Source organism: Stieleria marina (assembly GCA_007741555.1).
In the GTDB taxonomy this organism is placed as follows: Bacteria; Planctomycetota; Planctomycetia; order Pirellulales; family Pirellulaceae; genus K23-9.
This window is the reverse complement of the sequence record CP036526.1, coordinates 229,904-248,498: the sequence shown is the minus strand read 5'-3', so window position 1 is coordinate 248,498 and position 18,595 is coordinate 229,904. Positions and strand designations below refer to the sequence as shown.

Here is an 18,595-nt window from a genome sequence, read left to right as displayed (position 1 = left end):
GTCAATCTCATCTTATCGACCATAGTCGGACCGTAGTTGCCAACTATAGTCACCTTCAATGAAACGCCCGGATTCACGGTTTCGCAGTACGCAATCCGACTTTGGAAAGATCGATGGGAACGATGCCCATCTTCAGTGCGGGCGAGTCTGGCTTAAATCGGAAGTCACCATTTTCAGGATCAACGAACTGCGGATCGGCTGCCTGACTGTTTGCATCAACGCCCTCGCTTTGCTGTTTCTGCAGCATCGTTTCGCCCAGGCTGGGATCCACAGCGCAGAAGTAGATGTTGTAATTCGTGTCGGCGTCGATCGATCTCGCTAGTTCACGCCCGCGGCTATCCTCAGTCTTCTTCTTGTTCCCGGCCGCCAGTTCATCGATGAATACAGTTTCTTTGTTAACGGAGTAGAAAATGTTTCGTTTGATAGCGGCACCCGTTAACGGTCCCTCCCGCAACGACATGTAGTAGCCGCGTGGCGGGGCAAGTACGTCTGCAACGATATTGTTTTCCGCGCGATTATTCAGCTTTAAAATGATCCCTTGTGCCATGCACTTGTAAATCAAGTTCTCTGCGATCAGCGTATCTCGTTGACCGCCGTCGGTCCGAATCGCCGCTTGCATCAGCATCGGCGTGACCAAGTGATGGATGTAATTGCGACGGATCACATTACCCGCACCCGCGCCGCGAATGTAGATACCGTTACCGTCGCCCATTGTTTCCATCACATGATGAATCTCGTTGTACTCAATCAGGTTGTCATGCGAGTGAAGGAAAGGCTTAACATCGTCCGGTTGCGGATTTCTAGGCAAGTCGCCGACTTCATGCTTCCGTATTGTTCTGCAAAGCTCCCGCCCGCTTTTGTCGAAAAAGTGGCTCATGAAACCGGAGACGATCATTCCACAGTACGGCATGTGGTGGATCAGATTGTTCGCCACGCGATTCTCGCCGCTCTGCCAGACAAGAATTCCAGGCGAGTGCAGGTAGATTCGCCCCATGTGATGAATGTGGTTGTTGAAGACCAGATTGTGATGATTTACATCCTTCGTTCCTGGGCCGTAGCCACACAGCAGGATGCCTGCACCTCCCATGTTTTCAATATGGTTACCGGAGATTTCATTCTTCTGACCGTGTAGATCCACACGGATCGCACCACTGCCGCTATGGGCAAAATGACACTGCTCAATCACACAGTTCTCGGTGCCGCGAAGACGAACCAATGTATTGGCCTTGTCATGCATGTCCCAGTCGTGCTGCAGTCCAGCGTCGTCAGCAGTCAACTGATATCGCTCGCCATGCATAAATGTCAAACCACGAAAGCGTAGGTTCCGTGCCGGCGTGTCCTTCGGACCTTCCTTATCGATCTCGCCTTCGATGCGAATCAGCTCCGTCAACTGGGGAGCGACGACGGTCGAATTGTTTCGCGGCCAGAGGTAGACCTTGCTTTCCTTTGTATTGAGAACCCACTCACCTGGTTCGTCGAGTTCCTCCAACGCGTTTTCTACCCAACAGGATTTAACGGTCGGCAGAAAATGGAGCTTGTTCATCGCGTAGGTTGCATCGATCGACGTCTTGGCCAGTTGCTTTTTTTCGTCAACAGATACCAACGGCAGCACATTGGAGATCCAGGCGTGATGCGGCCGGACAACGATCTCCACATCTTCCACGTTCGGCCAATTCTTCAATCGGCCCTTAGGAAAATGCAGCTGATTGCGACTGCCACCACCGAGCGGAATAAAGCCCTTCGAGCGTGCTCGCTGTAGCAACCCTTCCTTGTCGTAAAGCGTCAAGAACCGATCTGAGGCGTCGGCCATCAACAGGTTCCCATCGGCGACGTCGGGCAAGCCCGGCAGAGCAGCAGTGACTTTCGTCCATCCGTCGATGGCCTTGCCCGAGCTGAAGACAGGCGTTTCGTCGGGGTACGCAGCGTAGGTAATCGTCGAACCATCTGGTCCCGAGTCTTCGATTCCAAAGACCACGGTCTGTTTCAATGAGTAGGTGCCCTCGCGAACCAGAACAACGATGTCGTTTTTCTCCGTCTGCTTCAGATCTCGGACCGCGTCACGCGCTCGCGCCAACGTCGCGAATGGACCGTCATTGGCTGCGGCATTAGGCACATCAAGGGCCCCGGACCAATCGTCAGATCCAGTGGGGGAAACATAGAAGTTCGCTTCCGTATCCGCGCCCTGGCAGTACGATCCGGTCAGCAGGACCAAAGTCAAAATTTGCAAGTATCTCATTCGGTGCTCGTTCACTAGTGTTTAAAAGTTGTTTGGGAATGCAAAGGAACGAACTGGAGATAAGTCCCCGTTCTACGGTCTGGCTCCCCTCTCGCCCAAAAGCTGGATCGCTTAACCAATCTGGCACTTGATAGTGTTCGGCTAACGATTCCCAAGTGGGCTCGATGGTAATGACGAGTGTCCAGAGTTTTAGGTCGATGCGTTGCGTCGATGGTTTCTATTCTTGAAGTGTGTAGGTGTCGAGCCCGCGGGTCGATTAACGTGCCGTAGTGGATTTCGCCCGAAATCCCTTGGTTCGGATTCGCCCGCGTCAGGAATTCTGGCGAATCCCACTACGACGATCAGGGTATTGTCTCAAAACACATGTGACGTCTCGCGTTTACTTTTTCACCTGTGGCGGGACGCGTCCATACGACGGGTCGTAGACGGGAATGCCCATGCCTTGTGGCGTTTGCCAGTCGGCTTTGGGTTGGTGCGTCACGTAGGCGTAGTACGGCGTGGCCGTTAGATCGGGGCCGATGAAAACCGGTGCGAGTTTGGTGATCCCCTTTTCTAAATTCACTTTAAACGTGACTTCCTTAGCACCTTCGGGAATGTCGATCGTTTCGTCGACGTCGCCAATCCGCAGACGCGCTTGCTTGTAATTGAACGCTTTGCCGTAAGTGCCGTCGTTGATGCCCTTGTCGGCTTCCACGGGCCAACGTCGCAGCGAGACTTCATAGTCGCCGTCACGTTCGACTTCGATCGCCCAGAACGATTCTTCTGCGACCGCTCCTTGCTTGATGTGGGCCTGACTCCATGGTGGAAGCTTGTCGATCAGCCAGTCATGCGACGACAGCGACACGATGGGCGAATGGTCCGATCCAATCACCATGTAGCTGGTGAGGTCATGCTCGGCGGAAACGTCAGTCCAAAACCGATCGTATTCAGCACGCAGAAGCTTCAGTTCGTCAGGATGCGATGCGGCCAGGTCCGTGGCCTGCTTGGGGTCGGCCTTCAAGTCATAAAGTTCTTCGCCATTGACCAATCGCCAGCGGTCATTCATCACGGCGCTCTTCCGCCATTTGATCGGATCCACGACGCGCTGCGATTCAACGATCAACGCACGCGAGGTCCAGTCTTTGCCATCGGTGTGCAGCAAGTCGGCAATGCTGCGGCCGTCGAACTCGATCTCAGGTGCTTCGAGGTCGCATAGTTCGATAAAGGTCGGCAGGATGTCGATGTGCGCGGTCAAACGCTCGACGGATTTACCCGCTTCGATCTTGCCGTTGGGCCAACGAATGATAAACGGGACGCGATGACCACCTTCGTATTCAGAGTTCTTCATGCCACGCATGCCACCATCGAAACCACGCCCGTTTTTAATGCCGCCGGCGGTTCCGTTGTCGGTCATGAAAACCAGAATTGTATTATCGGCGATGCCTTGGTCATCAAGCAGCTTCATGAGCTTGGCCATGTTGTCGTCGATGTTGGTGATCATGCCATAGAATTCGGTGATCGAAACTTGCGGGTTGCCTTCGTACGGCTGCGTGTATTTCTCGGGGCAGAAATACGGACTGTGAGGCGCGTTGGTGGAGATGTAGGCGAAGAAAGGCTTGTCTTTGTTGGCCTCGATAAACTTCATCCCCTCGTCGAACCAAACGTCAGTACAGAAACCTTCGAATTGTTGGTGCTTTCCGTTGACAATGTAGGTGTCATCGAAATAGTCGTTGCCCCAATAGTCGGGTGCCTGCCCAACGCCTCCGGCCTCATGGTAAACGCAGTGCTGAAATCCGCGATCTTCGGGGCGATAGGGATAGCAGTCACCGAGGTGCCATTTGCCAAACAGCCCTGTGGCGTAGCCGTTAGCGCCAAAGACGTTCGCCATCGTAGTTTCGCGGCGACGCAACATGCTGCGTCCTTGAACGGTGTGCCAAACGCCGACGCGATCGGAGTAGCGTCCACTCATCAACGCGGATCGAGTCGGCGCGCAGGTGGGGTCGACGTGAAAGTTGTTCAGCAGCGTTCCTTGCGTGGCCAACTTGTCGATGTTGGGCGTCTTGATGGCGGGGTTGCCAGTAAAGGCCAGATCGCCGTAGCCCTGATCGTCGGTAATGACAACCACAACGTTCGGTCGTTTTGCTTCATCTGCATGGACAGACGGCACAATGACCGCTGCGATGAACAAAATTTGAGTGATACTTTCTAGATGCATGATAAGCCTTAGGGGCAATGCAGATTCTTTGGTTGAGTAGTGTCGTGCTTGGATGTGCAGCAAACTTCGTGAGCCGACGGCGCGAGCCGTGGGTGGCGTCGTTGGTTGTCGTACCGGCGGTGTTCGGTCACTCGCGGCTCACGCCGTCGGCTCAGTCTAGTAATGAACACGGAGTCAAATGTCATCGGGCACCCAATCGGGGATGCCTTTCGCTTCCAATTGTTTGTAGTACCGAATCGCCAACGGTTGGTCGGCCGGGGCAACCCGAGGGAGATCTTCGTTGACCATCAGTGGAGGCAAAGACGACCACCATTGATCGTACGATGTGCGCAATTGCGAGATCACTTCAGGGTGCGATTCCGCCACATCTGTCGTTTCATTCGGGTCGGCGGAGATATCGTAGAGCTGTGTGTTGTTGACGAAACGCCAGCGATCGGTCCGCACTGCACACTTATGAAACTTAAACTCGTCTCTTTTCCCTATCGGCCAACGACCGCAATGGAAGAATAATTCTCGATTGGCCCACGCTGCTTTCGGATTTTTCAGCAACGGCACCATTGATCGACCGTCAAACTCCTGCACGTTGTCGGGCAGTTTTGCGCCTGCCAAATCACAAAACGTCGGATACAGATCGATGTGTGCCGTCAACGCATCGATATCAACGCCTTCGCCCAGCACGCCTTTCCAGTACCAGAATGCCGGAACATGCGAACCGCCTTCGTTGGGCGAATTCTTGCCTCCCTTCATATTGAAGTTGAAGTGCCTCACCCTCTTGCCATTTAGCTTGCCACTCAAATGCGTCGCGCCGTTGTCGGTCATGAAAATCACAAGCGTGTTATTGAGCGCCTTCCACTCGTCGAGCTTTTCCATCAAGCGTCCAAAATTGTCGTCGATGTTTTCGATCATGCCATAGCGACCCGCCGTCCCGTTGTCGTAACCGAGTTCCGTGAACCGCCGCGTGTACTTTTCCGCGGCGACCAGCGGCGCGTGTGGTGCATTCAGCGAGATGTACGCAAAGTAGGGATTGCCGGATTGATGCTGCTTCTTGATCCACGCCAGGCCAGAGTGAAAAAACAGGTCGGTACAAAAACCTTTGGTCTGCACGATCGTGTCGTTGTGCAATAGCACGTTGTCGAAATAGAGGTTCTCCTTGTTGGTAGGGAAATCGCCAAGCGGGACCTGTCCAATTCCACCGGAACCGTGAATCAAGACTTCGTCAAAACCACGGCTTCCGGGCAGATACGCGTCCTCGTCACCAAGGTGCCACTTGCCGAAAATCCCAGTCTTGTAGCCGGCAGACTGCAACGCCTGTGGCATCGTGAACGTACTGGGCGCCATCCGTTCGCGCTGCATAATCGTGTGCGTCACACCATTCTTAAACGGCGCGCGGCCACTCATGATCGCGGCACGAGTCGGCGCGCAGGTTGGGCTGACCTGGAAATCGGTAAACCGCGTCGACTGTTTGTAGAAGTGATCGATGTGCGGCGTTTTGACAACTTCATTTCCCATGCAGGAAAGATCGCCCATCCCCTGATCATCGGTCATGACCAGGACGATATTCGGGCGACTGCCATCGATGGTTTCCGCTTGGGCGAAGCCCGCACAGGCACCTACGGCAAGCAACACGGTGCCCACGACAAGTTTTATGGTCATCGGTTTCAATTGCTCATCTGCACTAATGCGTTTCGCATGGTGGTTGACTTCACGGTTTTTGAATTTGACCAGTTGTCTTCACTCTCTCTTTGGAAGAGTCGGGCTCTCAGGCCCCGGAAAGGGCTCTCCCCGGCCGCTACCGCGTCCGACCCTCCCACGCAGTGGGAGGGTGAAGCAAAGTGCATCTGCAAAACTACTGCATCGGCTCGAAATGGATTGCCTTCAGACTTGCCGAAGCGATGTCGCCGTCTATGCATTTGGCCGAAACCGTGTACCGACCGGCTTTAGAAAAGTTCATCCATCCGATCGGGAACGTTTGATAGTTGTGCGACGAATTCTGTTGATTCTGGATCTTCTCTCCACCCTCGATCGCGACACTCCAGACAAGCCGCCCTGTGCCCGCGTAAGTAAGTGAAACGTTGTATTCGCCGGGCTGGTGGACATCGATTTCCCAAGATGCGTGGCCGCCATCTTCAAACGCGTGTGCGTGAACGACTGCTTTCCACTCGCCGAACTTTTCCATCCATCGCTTGCGGCCTTTCTTCGCGTTCTCGACTTCTGCGAATTCCGCAAGCACTTCGGTGTCCATTCCCGGGTCGAGTGCCCAAACGGGGTCAACGATTGGTTCTGATTCCAGGTTGACCTGGATCACCGAGGCCAGTTTCTCCGGTGCCTGTGGTGGAAGATTGATCACAGCCCAGTCGCCCGCAGCGGTCCACGTGACCGGTACCGATTCACCGCCTGACAGCAAATTGGCGGATGCGATCTTAGTTTTCAGATTCGGCAGATACAGTTTGCCGGACTTAGGCCAATCAAACACGCAAAGAAACAGTGTGTTGTCTTTCCGTGTCACATCGCCCCACGGCAGTGCGTGATGCCAAGGTGAAGCGGCTGTGTTGTAAACGACTTGCGGATAACGATGGATCCACTCGCCCGCAGCGGCCAGCGTTTGTTCAGCTCGCTTGGGTACGGAACCATCGCCTTTTGGGCCGATGTTCAGCATGTAGGTTCCACCGCGACCGACACATGAGATCAAACGATGGAGAATCTCTTTCGGCGATTTCCAATACTCGTCGTACCAAGCATAGGCCCACGAGTCGTTAGTTGTATCAACGCTTTCCCACATGCCCTCGATGTTCTCTCGTGGCACTTCCATGTCGCCAAGCGTTTGGTAGTCACCAAGTCCGTGACCAGCTCGGCCCGAAACCAATGCCCGCGGCTGATTCTTATGGACCAAGTCGACGAGTTGCTGCACGTACTCCTTGGGCATTTTGCCAGGGGTGTCGAACCAGACCAGTTCAATCGGACCATACTCGGTCGTGATTTCGTTAACTTGCGGCACGCACTTCTTCAAAAAGTAATCATCAAACGTCGCCGGATTGCCTTCTTCATCTGTCGTCGGACCACCGTTGCCACCGGGGAATGTCCAGTCTTGGTTGTGGGAGTAGTAGAATCCGAAACCTAAACCAGCTTCACGACACGCGGCAGCAAGCTCCTTCATCGGGTCTTTCTTCCACGGCGTCGCGTCGACGATGTTGAAGTCGCATGCCTTTGAATCGTACATCGCGAAACCGTCATGGTGTTTGGCTGTGATGACGATGTATTTCATGCCCGCTTCCTTGGCGATGCGTGCGATCTCTTTGGCGTCAAAGTTCGTTGGATTGAACTGGCCGGCAAGCTGCTTGTATTTCTCGACCGGAATGCCCGCCATGCGTGGGTTCATGATCCACTCGCCGATGCCGTAATAAGTCTTTCCGTCGACTTCATTTCCCAGCAGCGAATAAAGACCCCAGTGAATAAACATGGCGTAGTTGCCTTCGTCAAACAACTGTCCGCGCTGAGCGTTTTCTGCACGCAGTTTGACGACACGATCCCCCCACAGTTTGTCCATTGATTCCTGTGCATGAATCGATGAAGGTATCGACGCGATGATGAGGGGTAGGCTGACGAAGACTCTTAGTCGCAAGCTCATGGTCGTTTCTCGTCTATAGAGTGGTGGGAGTTGTCGCGGGTTTAGCTGCTATCGCCGTCGGCTCAGCTTGTGTTCGTTAAGACGGAAACGATCATTTGGTCATTCCCGCGAAACGTTGTCGTGCTTCTTGTAGTGCTGGCGATGGAAGTGCGTCGAACGAGTCGATCTCGAACGACTTGCTCACCCGTTGACGTAACTCGGCGAGCGATTGCAGTTCGCCCATCGCGATGGCTTGAATCAAAACGTTGCCTATCGCCGTGGCTTCAACGGGTCCGGCGAGCACAGTTCGGCCAGTCGCGTTGGCAGCAAACTGGTTTAGCAGCTTGCTTTGACTGCCGCCGCCGACGATGTGTAGTTTTTTGATCGTACGGCCGGTCAACTCTTCAATCGTATCGAGGGTTTTTCCGTAAAGGAGTGCCAAGCTCTCGAAGATGCACCGAGCAAAGTGCCCCGGGGTTTCCGGTTCGCGTTGATTCGTCTCGCGACAAAACTCGACGATGGCCGCCGGCATGTCAGCAGGACTCATGAACCGCGGGTCGTCGGCATTGATAATTGAGCGAAACGGTTCGGCTTGTTCGGCTAGCTGATTGATTTCGGCGTAGCTCAAGTCGTTGCCCTGGCGCTGCCACGCACGACGCGACTCTTGTAACAACCACAGTCCAACGATGTTTTTCAGAAAGCGCGTCGTACCGCCGAATCCAGCTTCATTCGTATAATTGTTTGCCAAGATCTGATCATTGATTAGTGGCTGCGGAAGTTCGACGCCAATCAATGACCATGTCCCGCTGCTCAGGTAAGCCCAATCGTCGCCGGGTTCCGCCGGCACTGCAGCAACCGCCGCGCCGGTGTCGTGCGAACAAGTCGCGATCGTCTGGACATCTTCCAAGCCAGTTTCCGCGGCAAGTTCTGCAGTCAAAGGGCCAAGCCGAGTGCCAGAAGGCACGATACGGGGAAATAATTTTCCGGGCAGGCCAAACCGCTGGATCAAATCGTCCGACCACTTTCCTGCAATCGGATTGTAGAGCTGAGTCGTGCTGACCAAACTCACCTCCGCACTGACCACTCCGCTGAAGAGGTAGTTCATGTAGTCGGCGATCGTCAGAAAATGATCTGCGATCGCTAGCACATCCGGATTGTCTTTCACGTCTGCGATCAAGTGATACAACGTGTTGATCGCCATAAATTGGATGCCGGTCTCGGCGAAAATCTTCTCGCGTCCGTCCCCGGCAAGCGCGCTGGCGTAAGTCTTTTCCGTTCGCGAATCGCGGTACTGATAGGGCAACGCCACCATTGGTTGGCGGTCATTGAACAACACGTAATCGACGCCCCACGAATCGACACTCAACGATGACACCGAAACGTCGCGAGCGGCGATCCTCTGTAAACCCTGCTTGAGTTCCTCGAAGATGCTCAGGACATTCCAACGCAGTGAGTTCTGGACTCGTACCGCGCCCGTTGGAAATCGGTGCACTTCTTCCAGTACGACGCGACCATCATCGAGCGTGCCAAGAATGACTCGTCCGCTTTCGGCACCCAAGTCGCACGCGACGTAGCGACGGTTGATCATAGTTTCAGTGCTTTTTGGCGGTAGTGTTCGTCAATACGATTGGCAATGCGATCCACGTCGGCATCACTCATGAATACCGGACCTGCCAAGGCTGCGGCACCAACAAAAATTTCCGCTGCCTTGTGAGCCATTAGCATCGCGGCTTTCACAGCACCGGGTGTTTTGCCGACGGTAATCAATCCGTGGTTTTGCAGCAGGATCACACGCGGAGCGTTTCCACCTTCGTCCATGAACGCCTGAGTCTTTTCTCGGATCACTTGCGACAACGTGAGTCCCGGATCAACGTAGGGAACGAAGACCGATCGTGTGCCGCAACACACGATCTCGTCAGGGAAAAGTCGATTGGTTGCAAATTTCTCTGCGAGCGGCGAACAGAGGATTTGATTCACGGCGATACTGTGCGTGTGGCCTACGAATTCAACGCCTGGCAATGAAAGCAGGTAAGCATGAAAGAGCGTTTCGACCGACGGCTTTTTGGCGTTTGAGTTGACACGGCAGGCCAGCAAGCGATCTTCGATTTCCTGATCGCTGATGTCGTCTTGATCCAACATCGGCAGCAGCGCATCGAATCGACACGCAACCGCGTCGTCTTCCCTGAGCGTTTCAAGGCAACTACCGCTCGCTTTGACCAAGAAAGTTTCCTCGTCAATCTTCGCCGACGTGTTGCCTTCGCCAAGGATCGCTAAGTCTCGATGCTCCTGCCCAACGAAGTGAGACAGTTCCAGCATGGATTGTAGTATGTTCATGTGTTTTTCTCTGAGCCGACGGCGCTAGCCGCGGGTGTCGTTGTTGGTCGTTGTTACTGGTGGTGCTCGATTACCCGCGGCTAGCGCCGTCGGCTCAGTTTATTCTGAATGGTCAGCAGTCGTTGCGGTTTGGCTTTGCTCACGCCCTTTCTGGTCCTGCGCTTCGGTCACGTAGATCACAGCTTCGTGGATGTCTTCATCGGTCTCTAGCGTTTCACAATCGCCGCCCTTGGTCCACGTTCTTTCAACGCTGAGCGGTGTTGATAATCTTCGCATCGCACCTGTGCAATTCGCTTTCAACTGATCTCGGACAATTTGGGGCTTTGCATCGGCTGCAATCACCACATGCACGTGGTTGGTCCTTGCTGAAACAGCGTAGAGATGCCAACCGCGATGTTCGCAGTGGTTGCGACACGCAGTTTCAACCGCATCGTGATGGTGAGGTTCTAGAAGCACAGCTTCACCCTTCATTTGCTTGCGACACCAATCGGCCAAGAGAGGCTGCGGCAATTGCGAACCGCCCTTTCGTTTTCTCCAGCCTCTCGCGTCACCCGGCATCCACGTGCCGTAGGTTGTCCACGTTATTAAGATTGCGATGGTGTCGTTCATAGCATCCTCTTTGAGCCGACGGCGCTAGCCGCGGGTTTCGTTGTTGGTTGTGTTGATAGCGGTGCTGTGTCACCCGCGGCTAGCGCCGTCGGCTCAGTGCCTTCCGTACAACGGTCCAAAGTTCTGACAGGCACGAAAGTCAGCGCCTTCCAAATTGTCGGTACCGAACGCATTCCACGCACTCGGACGGAAGACCCGAGATTCATCGACGTTGTGCATGTAAACGGGGATCCGAAGGATGGAAGCCAAAGTGATGAACAGATGGCCGACATGCCCGGCGGTCATCACGCAGTGGTTGGCACCCCAGTGATTCATGACTTCGTAAGTCGACGTGAATGCACCGCGACCAGTGACCGTTGGAGCAAACCAGGTCGTTGGCCAAGTCGGATTGGTTCGATTGTCCAACGCATCGTGAACATTTTCCGGCAATTCAACCGTGTGACCTTCGGCGATCTGAATCGCTGGACCTAAACCATCAACTAGGTTGATTCGCGTCATCGTGGCCGGCATGCCGCCTTTCGTTTTGTACCGGGTACTCATCCCACCACCGGGAAAGTACTCAGTGATCGATGGATGCCACGTCGTTGCCTTCAAGCACTTTTCGACTTCATCGTCGCTGATTTCCCAGAACGGCTTCATCGTCGGTGTGCCATCCGCATCGGTTTGCTGACCTGTACCGTCGAGCGTTGCTGGTCCGGAGTTGATCAGGTGCAGCAACCCGTCGCTGGCGGCACCATCAAGCTCATAGCCATCGCATGCGGAAGCAACCGCGTCAGGACTCCAGTACGTCCGCAAATCGGCGAACACCTGCGCCGTATTGGTCAGCAAGTGACCGAACAGCATCGTTGCCGCGTTGAGGGCATCGTTTTCGGTTGCGACGATGTAGGGGGCACGCTTTCCATTCCAGTCGAACGACGTGTTTAGGATCGCTTCGAGAAAATCGCCGTTGGGGAAGTGGTCGGTCCATTGACGCTGGCCTTGAAATCCCGCTGCGATCGCTCCGTGCCCTTGAGCCTGTTCACCCAGTCCGTTCTCCGCCAGCTTCGGATTGCCGACCATCAAGTCGCGTGCAATCAACGACATCTTCACACTGTCCGACCATTCGCTATCGAGTTGCTCGCGTGAGCGTTTCGTTTCTTCGCTGTTGTAGTCGTCGCCTTCTGGGCAGTTCGATTTCACCCAAGCCATTGCCTGCTCGTATTCCGCTTGGTCGAACTGTCCCTTGTTCATTCGTCCGATGAACTCGCTCATGTCGATGTCTTCGACACGCATGCCGAACCACTTTTCCCACAAAGCGAAATCGACCATCGAACCGGCAATACCCATCGAAGTTCCGCCCATCGACAAGTAGGCTTTGCCACGCATCAGCGCCGCCGCGAGTCCGCAGCGAGCAAAATTCAGAATCTTGTCTTGCACATCAGCAGGCATCGCGGCGTCGCCTGCTTCTTGAACATCACGACCATAAATGCCAAACGCGGGGATGCCTTTTTGCGTGTGGCCCGCTAGTACGGCAGCGAGGTAGACCGCGCCGGGACGTTCGGTGCCATTGAACCCGAACACCGCTTTTGGACGCAGCGGGTCCATGTCCATCGTTTCCGATCCGTAGCACCAACACGGCGTGACAGTGAGTGAAACGCCAACATTCTCGCGGCGAAACTGATCTTCACAGGCAGTTGCCTCGGCAATGCCACCGATGCAAGAATCGGCGATTACACAATCGACCGGATCACCGTTGGGATAGCGGACATTGGACGAGATCAACTCGGCAACTCGCTTGGCCAAGTTCATCGTCTGGTCTTCCAGCGATTCGCGAACGCCACCCAATCGACCGTCAATCGTCGGACGGATGCCGATCTTGGGAAGGTTGCCTTTCCAAATGGTTGGAGAAGTTTGGTTATGGGTCATATGTAGTTACCGTCTATTTGATGCTTAAAAGAACTGTCGAGACAATTGTGGCTACGGGTGGTTTACTAAGCGAGTTTGCTTTCCGGACTTGAAACTTCCCTCCGGTTCCAGCAAACAATTCCGTAGATGGCAATCACCACAAAGCAAAGTGCTGGCAGGTAAAATGATCCCCGCGTCGCGGTGGTTCCCATGAAACTGTCCAAGTCAAGAATTTGACCCTGCAGACGTGGCATGAAAGCTCCGCCGACGATGGCAAAGATCAGTCCTGCCGAACCAAGTTTGGCATCTTCACCGACACCGTCGAGCGCCAGGCCGTAAATGGTTGGGAACATCAGCGACATGCATGCGGAAACAGCTATCAGGGAATAGAGTCCCGACATGCCTTCCAAGTGAATGGCTCCCAGCGTGCAGACAAACCCGCCCAGACTGAGAACCATGAGCAGCCGTCCCGGTGAGATATATTTCAGGAAGAACGTGCAGATGAATCGGCTACAGAGGAAAATTACCATCGCCAGGATGTTGTGGTTTTGCGCTGTTGCCTTGTCGATGCCCAAAGCGTTTTCAGCATACTGAATAATAAACGTCCAGCACATGATCTGTGCTCCCACATAGAACGTCTGCGCAATCACGCCTCCCACGTAACGGGGATTTTTCAGCAATCTGCCAACGGTCCTGCCGAAGTGGAGGTCATGCTCGTCGCCCGAGGGACTAGTGTCTGGCATCTTCGTCAGTATGAAAACGACCATCACGCCGATGACGATAAAGCCAATCACCATGTAAGGCATCGAAACAGTCTTCAAATCCTGCTTCTGTAGTTCCGAATGGGTTTTGCCCTGAAACGTAGCGATCTTTCCGTCCTTAAAATCCTGCAGCGCAGTCGAGGCGACGTTCTGGGCATCGGGACCCAGGTTCGTGACGTAGGTTTTGACATTCGGGTCATTGGTTCGTTCGCGATCTTTCGCCTTGAGAAACGGAAGAATCTTGTGCTCGTGTTTCTCCACTGCTGCTGGCCTGAGTTCGGCTTGAAAACCATTTACATCATTCTTGAAGTCCTCGACTTGAATCGTGGACAGAATGACCGTGCCGGCAATAAACATTCCTGTCAGCGAACCAACGGGATTGAAGGCTTGAGCCAAGTTGAGACGACGGGTCGATGTCTCCGCCGGTCCCATCGATAAGATGTAAGGATTCGCCGTCGTTTCCAAGAATGCCAGCCCAAAGGTCAAAATGTAAAGTGCGATGATGAACAGATTGAAGTTCGCGCCTGCAGCAGCAGGGACCGAGAGCAGGGCACCTGTTGCGTAAAGCAACAAGCCTACAATGATGCCAGACTTGTAGGAGAACTTTCGGATGAAGATCGCCGCCGGTAGCGCCATCGTGGCATACCCTCCATAAAACGCCATCTGCACCCACGTGCTTTGAGCATTATCAATGACAAAGACATCCTTAAACACCGCCACCAAAGGGTTGGTCACGTCGTTGGCAAATCCCCAGAGCGCAAAAAGCGTCGTGACAAGCACAAACGGATAAATGTATTGCATTGGCACCACGGGCAACTCACGGGTTTGGTCATCCGTCGCGATGTTAGTTGTTGGAATGGCTTCGTCAGTCATTCGGTTCCTTACGGCATGATGTCATGAATGTGGACGGAGGCAAAAGTACAAGAAAGCATTTGCGTCGTCGCGTTTGCCTGCTACAAACTACAAAATAGCGACTGCAAACGCCCGGGAGATATTGATTCGCGACACAGAAATAACGATTTGCGACATTTCAGCGAGGCATCCATGAGCCACCAGAAAAGCCGCCCGAGAATCGCTTTGCTTGTCGAGGCGTCTCGCGCCTACGGGCGAGAATTGCTTCGCGGCGTGTCGTACTTCGCTCGAACCCAGGTCGATTGGTCGCTGTTGCATCAAGAGATGACACTTGATTCAGCGATGCCCGATTGGATGCGTCAATCCAGGATCGACGGAGTGATTGCCCGTGTCGATACCCATAACATCGAGTCACTTCGAGAGTTGAAGGCGCCGATTGTTGACGTGCGCTGCAACAGAAAATTTACTGGCGTTCCCCAAGTCGAAACGGATAACCAGCGCGTCGCCGAATTGGCGTTCGAGCACCTTTGGAATCGCGGATTTCGTCGCTTTGCTTTTTGCGGGTTTCGGTTCGCGGCCTACTCAGAGGCTCGGCTGTGTTTCTTTCGCAAACTAGTTCAGCAGTCCGATTGCCCATTCGATTTCTATGAATCGGAGGGACGCCCCGGAAGCACACTGACCAGCCTGGAAGAAGCTGGGAGTGTCGAAACCGATCGATTGTCAAAATGGCTTACTGCACTCAAGCGTCCAACGGGGCTTTTTGTTTGCAACGACATTCGCGGGCAGCAAGTTTTGAACGCGTGTCGCAGTGCGGGTATCGCCGTCCCCGATGACATTGGGGTGATCGGAGTCGATGATGATGAAGCCACCTGCTTGCTTTGCGACCCAGCGCTATCGAGCGTACGTCCCGATGCAGAGCGAGTTGGCTTCCGCGCGTGTGAGGTATTGCACGAAATGCTCTCAGGCATCCAGCCGAAATTGGATATCGAATTCGTCGCACCCAAGTCGGTTTCTGAACGACTTTCGACGAATGTCGTCGCAGTTGATGATCAAGAGCTAGCCAACGTTTGTCGGTTCATTCGCCAACATGCTTGTGACGGAATCAATGTCAATGATGTGACGGCAATCACGTCACTGTCACGCCGTCAGCTAGAGCGTCGGTTCCGAGAGGAATTGGGACGCACACCTCACGAGCAAATCACGAATACTCAAATTGATCGAGTGAAGCAACTGCTGCGGGAAACGGATATGACTCTAGAACAAATCGCACCAAAGGCAGGCTACAGTCGCAAAGAAAGCCTGAGCGCTGTCTTCAAACGCGAGACAGGAGAGACACCGGGAGACTATCGACGCGGAATCGCGGAGTCCACGTAGCCCCGTTGATCGACCGAGCGTGATCGTTGAGATATTCGATAAACCAGCCCGAAGGCAACGCCCATTGAAGCACAACAGGCATGCAATGGTTCAACGTTCCTCGTGCGCCCATTCGAGGGTCCCTTTTTCTTCAAGCTGTATCACTTCCGGATGAGACGCAGAAACACTGGTTAGATTCCATCGCAGCCTATCAAGTCCGTCCCAACATGTCGGCCTACGACGCCACCAAAGCATACGTGCTGTTGTTCACCAAACGTATACGAGAAAAACTTGCTGGCACTGGTCTTCACGTCACTTGCCTCGAACCCGGTGCGACGGAAACTGCATTCGGCGAAGACTCTGGCATGGGTAAGCTAGGCATGTTCTCATCCGCAACCTTGTCGCCGAAGCTGTCGCGAAGGCAGGCTACGAAGGCTACCGCGCCAACGAAGACAGCGTCACTTAGGTTTGGAAGAACCGTCCGGCACCCAGGCTCCCGACTCGATAACATCACTTCTGCTGCTTATCGATATAGATAGCCTTCACAAAGACTGTTGTTTCCGCTGCACTCATCACGATCTGCGGAATTGGCCCTACCGGCCAGTTCGCAGGTTGAGAGTCTCCATCGGCCGTTCTTGGCCGGCTAATAAACGCCGTGTTTGGGGCGTTTTTCAAGTTCCGGTGATTTGCCCGAAACCTCTCTTCCGAACTCGGCCGTCCCAGATTCGCATTAGCCAGCGTCCGTCCGGGCGGTTTTTTCTCTGCGAACTATCGCGCTCTCGGTTCACAAAGTGGCCGCTTGTTACCATGCCGTTTGCTTCCGACCCACCGAACCGGACGGTTCATGTTTAGCTCGGGTCGGGTTAACGGCTTGAGAGTCTTTGATCGCCTGCCACATCACACGTTGGCTTTGGTGGCTGCGCGGACTGATAAACAAAGCGATTGGAGGACCTGGACTGCGTCGGGGCCGACGCCATCCGCAGACACTCAGTTATGGCGAGGCGGTCGACTTCTGGCGTGTCAACGGATAAATGAAAGGGCTGCCGACTCAATGGTCTGTATGGAAACATCGAACTCTACGACCTATCCACTGACAACCATCCGGATGTTGTTAGTCGGATTGCTCAATTCAGGCGAGACGAACATGAAAAACACCCATTGAAGAAATGGTAACTCCCCGGTCTGGATCGGGGACACCGGGAGTCTCGGGCAGCCATGAAGTCCGACTCCCAAAGGACAACGCAAATCCACCGGACTCGCTCGGACAGGCGTATCGCCGGTTCTTAAACCAGCAAAACAGGGATTTGTCCGGGCTGAGAAACTTGGCTCAATTGGCACGTCCAGGCTGGCTGGCATTGGTTTCTTTGAGCCATGCCTCCAGTTCCGATCGAAGCTGTCGTGCCTTGTCCGGCATTTCGCTCGCGAGGTTGCGTGACTCGCTGATGTCGTTTTTCAGATCGTAGAGTTCAACGGAATCGTCGTCGTAAAACCAGAGCAACTTGTAATCACCCGAGCGAACCGCACTAGCCAGTCGATTCTTTTTGTGGAACGCGTAATTGGGATAGTGAAAGTAAATCGACTGACGCCGCAACTCTGATTCGCCGGTCAGCATCGGCAACAGAGAAATTCCGTCCTGAGTGTTGGACGGATCGGCCTGTAACTTGGCGGCATCCAGAATCGTTGCGTGAATGTCCATCGTGATCACGGGCGTCGACGTCCGAGTCGAAGGCTTGACGCGACCAGGCCAGCGAACAATCATCGGGACACGGATTCCGCCTTCGTATAGATAACCCTTCTCAGCCCTCAGAGGTTTTACGTTCGCCGCGAACGGTCCGTTGTCGGAAGTAAAGACCACCAGAGTCTCTTCACTCAGCCCCTGATCGTCGATTGCGGTGAGAAGCTTCCCGATCGATGCATCCATCCCCTCGATCATCGCGGCGTAGGTTGGGTTTTCGACGCCCGGACCTTTTCTCTTTTCGTAGTTCGCGATCAAATCGGCGGGAGCCTGAAAGGGATAGTGCACCGAATAGTTCCACCAGCAAAGGAAGAACGGATGATCGCTGGCTTTGGCCGACTCCATGAAGCCGATGCATTCATCAGCACACCTGTCAGGCAGGTACTCGCCGTCGATTTTCCCCTCCAGGTTAGGAAGCTTGTACGGGCTGAAATAGCTCGGCGGCCCTCCGAAACGGCATCCACCGACATTGATGTCAAAGCCCTGATGCTCCGGGCGTAACTCCGGTTCAGACGACAGCTTATTGTTCGCGTCCGGGATAGATTGTCGACTATTGGAAAGATGCCACTTGCCGACAAAGCCAGTCGCGTAGCCCGCCGCCCTGAGTTGCTCAGCCAGCGTCACGCGCTCCAGTGGCAGATGCCGCAACCAGATCGGCGTGATCAAATCTGTGCCGGGCTTTTGGAAATTCGGAACGTGTCCTCCGGCGTGATTGGTGATATTCAGGCGCGCCGGCGATTCTCCCGTCATCAGCGCCGCACGTGTCGGCGTGCAGACGGGTGCGGCCGAATACGCATCTGTGAACAGCAAACCCTGCTCGGCCAGCCGATCGATGTTGGGCGTATCAAGCTGGTCGTTGCCGTAGCAATGCAAGTCTTTCCAGCCAAGATCATCCGCCATGATCAAAACGACGTTCGGCGTTTTCCCGGCCGCGGTGGATTCCTTACCCCATGCGCTCACAGAAAACACACTAAGGCTGAACAGCAACGCCAGCAAACAATTGAATCCGGATAGCAACATGATTTCGTTTCTC

Annotated in this window: 13 protein-coding genes; 3 read left to right on the top strand and 10 right to left on the bottom strand. The window is 54.2% G+C overall.

The window, feature by feature from the left end:
- Positions 1-73 precede the first annotated feature (73 nt).
- The 9 genes from K239x_RS00940 to K239x_RS00900 all read right to left on the bottom strand — a co-directional run bounded on the left by K239x_RS00940 (position 74) and on the right by K239x_RS00900 (position 14,402).
- Positions 74-2,236, bottom strand: a complete 2,163-nt coding sequence (locus K239x_RS00940) for a right-handed parallel beta-helix repeat-containing protein (protein ID WP_145415833.1) — start codon at positions 2,234-2,236, stop codon at positions 74-76.
- 379 nt (positions 2,237-2,615) lie between these two features.
- The gene (locus K239x_RS00935; protein WP_145415832.1) at positions 2,616-4,430 is read right to left on the bottom strand and encodes an arylsulfatase; all 1,815 of its coding nucleotides are present in this window, start codon (positions 4,428-4,430) and stop codon (positions 2,616-2,618) included.
- 174 nt (positions 4,431-4,604) lie between these two features.
- On the bottom strand, positions 4,605-6,083 hold the full coding sequence (locus K239x_RS00930) for an arylsulfatase (protein WP_145415831.1): 1,479 nt from the start codon (positions 6,081-6,083) through the stop codon (positions 4,605-4,607).
- 193 nt (positions 6,084-6,276) lie between these two features.
- Positions 6,277-8,055: an alpha-L-fucosidase gene (locus tag K239x_RS00925; RefSeq protein ID WP_473163560.1), complete on the bottom strand. Its 1,779-nt coding sequence runs from the start codon at positions 8,053-8,055 to the stop codon at positions 6,277-6,279.
- Positions 8,056-8,146: 91 nt separating this feature from the next.
- Positions 8,147-9,622 carry a rhamnulokinase gene (locus tag K239x_RS00920; RefSeq protein WP_145415830.1) on the bottom strand — a complete coding sequence of 492 codons (1,476 nt, stop codon included), beginning with the start codon at positions 9,620-9,622 and terminating at the stop codon, positions 8,147-8,149.
- Positions 9,619-10,368, bottom strand: coding sequence for a class II aldolase/adducin family protein (locus K239x_RS00915; protein WP_145415829.1), 750 nt, complete (start codon positions 10,366-10,368; stop codon positions 9,619-9,621). Before K239x_RS00915 ends, K239x_RS00920 begins: the two co-directional genes overlap by 4 nt.
- 99 nt (positions 10,369-10,467) lie before the next feature.
- On the bottom strand, positions 10,468-10,977 hold the full coding sequence (locus K239x_RS00910; protein ID WP_145415828.1) for a hypothetical protein: 510 nt from the start codon (positions 10,975-10,977) through the stop codon (positions 10,468-10,470).
- A gap of 93 nt (positions 10,978-11,070) precedes the next feature.
- A complete protein-coding gene (locus K239x_RS00905; RefSeq protein WP_145415827.1) occupies positions 11,071-12,882 on the bottom strand; it encodes an L-fucose isomerase in 1,812 nt (603 codons plus the stop codon).
- 65 nt (positions 12,883-12,947) lie between these two features.
- The gene (locus K239x_RS00900; protein WP_419189518.1) at positions 12,948-14,402 is read right to left on the bottom strand and encodes an MFS transporter; all 1,455 of its coding nucleotides are present in this window, start codon (positions 14,400-14,402) and stop codon (positions 12,948-12,950) included.
- Between the two features lie 264 nt (positions 14,403-14,666).
- On the opposite strand from K239x_RS00900, the gene K239x_RS00895 reads away from it, so the two are divergent.
- The 3 genes from K239x_RS00895 to K239x_RS00885 all read left to right on the top strand — a co-directional run bounded on the left by K239x_RS00895 (position 14,667) and on the right by K239x_RS00885 (position 16,858).
- On the top strand, positions 14,667-15,848 hold the full coding sequence (locus K239x_RS00895; RefSeq protein WP_145415825.1) for an AraC family transcriptional regulator: 1,182 nt from the start codon (positions 14,667-14,669) through the stop codon (positions 15,846-15,848).
- An 80-nt stretch (positions 15,849-15,928) separates the two neighbouring features.
- The gene (locus tag K239x_RS00890) at positions 15,929-16,366 is read left to right on the top strand and encodes an SDR family NAD(P)-dependent oxidoreductase (RefSeq protein ID WP_419189517.1); all 438 of its coding nucleotides are present in this window, start codon (positions 15,929-15,931) and stop codon (positions 16,364-16,366) included.
- Positions 16,367-16,708: 342 nt separating this feature from the next.
- Positions 16,709-16,858: a DUF2867 domain-containing protein gene (locus K239x_RS00885; RefSeq protein ID WP_145415824.1), complete on the top strand. Its 150-nt coding sequence runs from the start codon at positions 16,709-16,711 to the stop codon at positions 16,856-16,858.
- A gap of 296 nt (positions 16,859-17,154) precedes the next feature.
- On the opposite strand, the gene K239x_RS00880 is transcribed toward K239x_RS00885, so the two are convergent.
- The gene (locus K239x_RS00880) at positions 17,155-18,582 is read right to left on the bottom strand and encodes a sulfatase (RefSeq protein ID WP_145415823.1); all 1,428 of its coding nucleotides are present in this window, start codon (positions 18,580-18,582) and stop codon (positions 17,155-17,157) included.
- Positions 18,583-18,595: the final 13 nt, after the last annotated feature.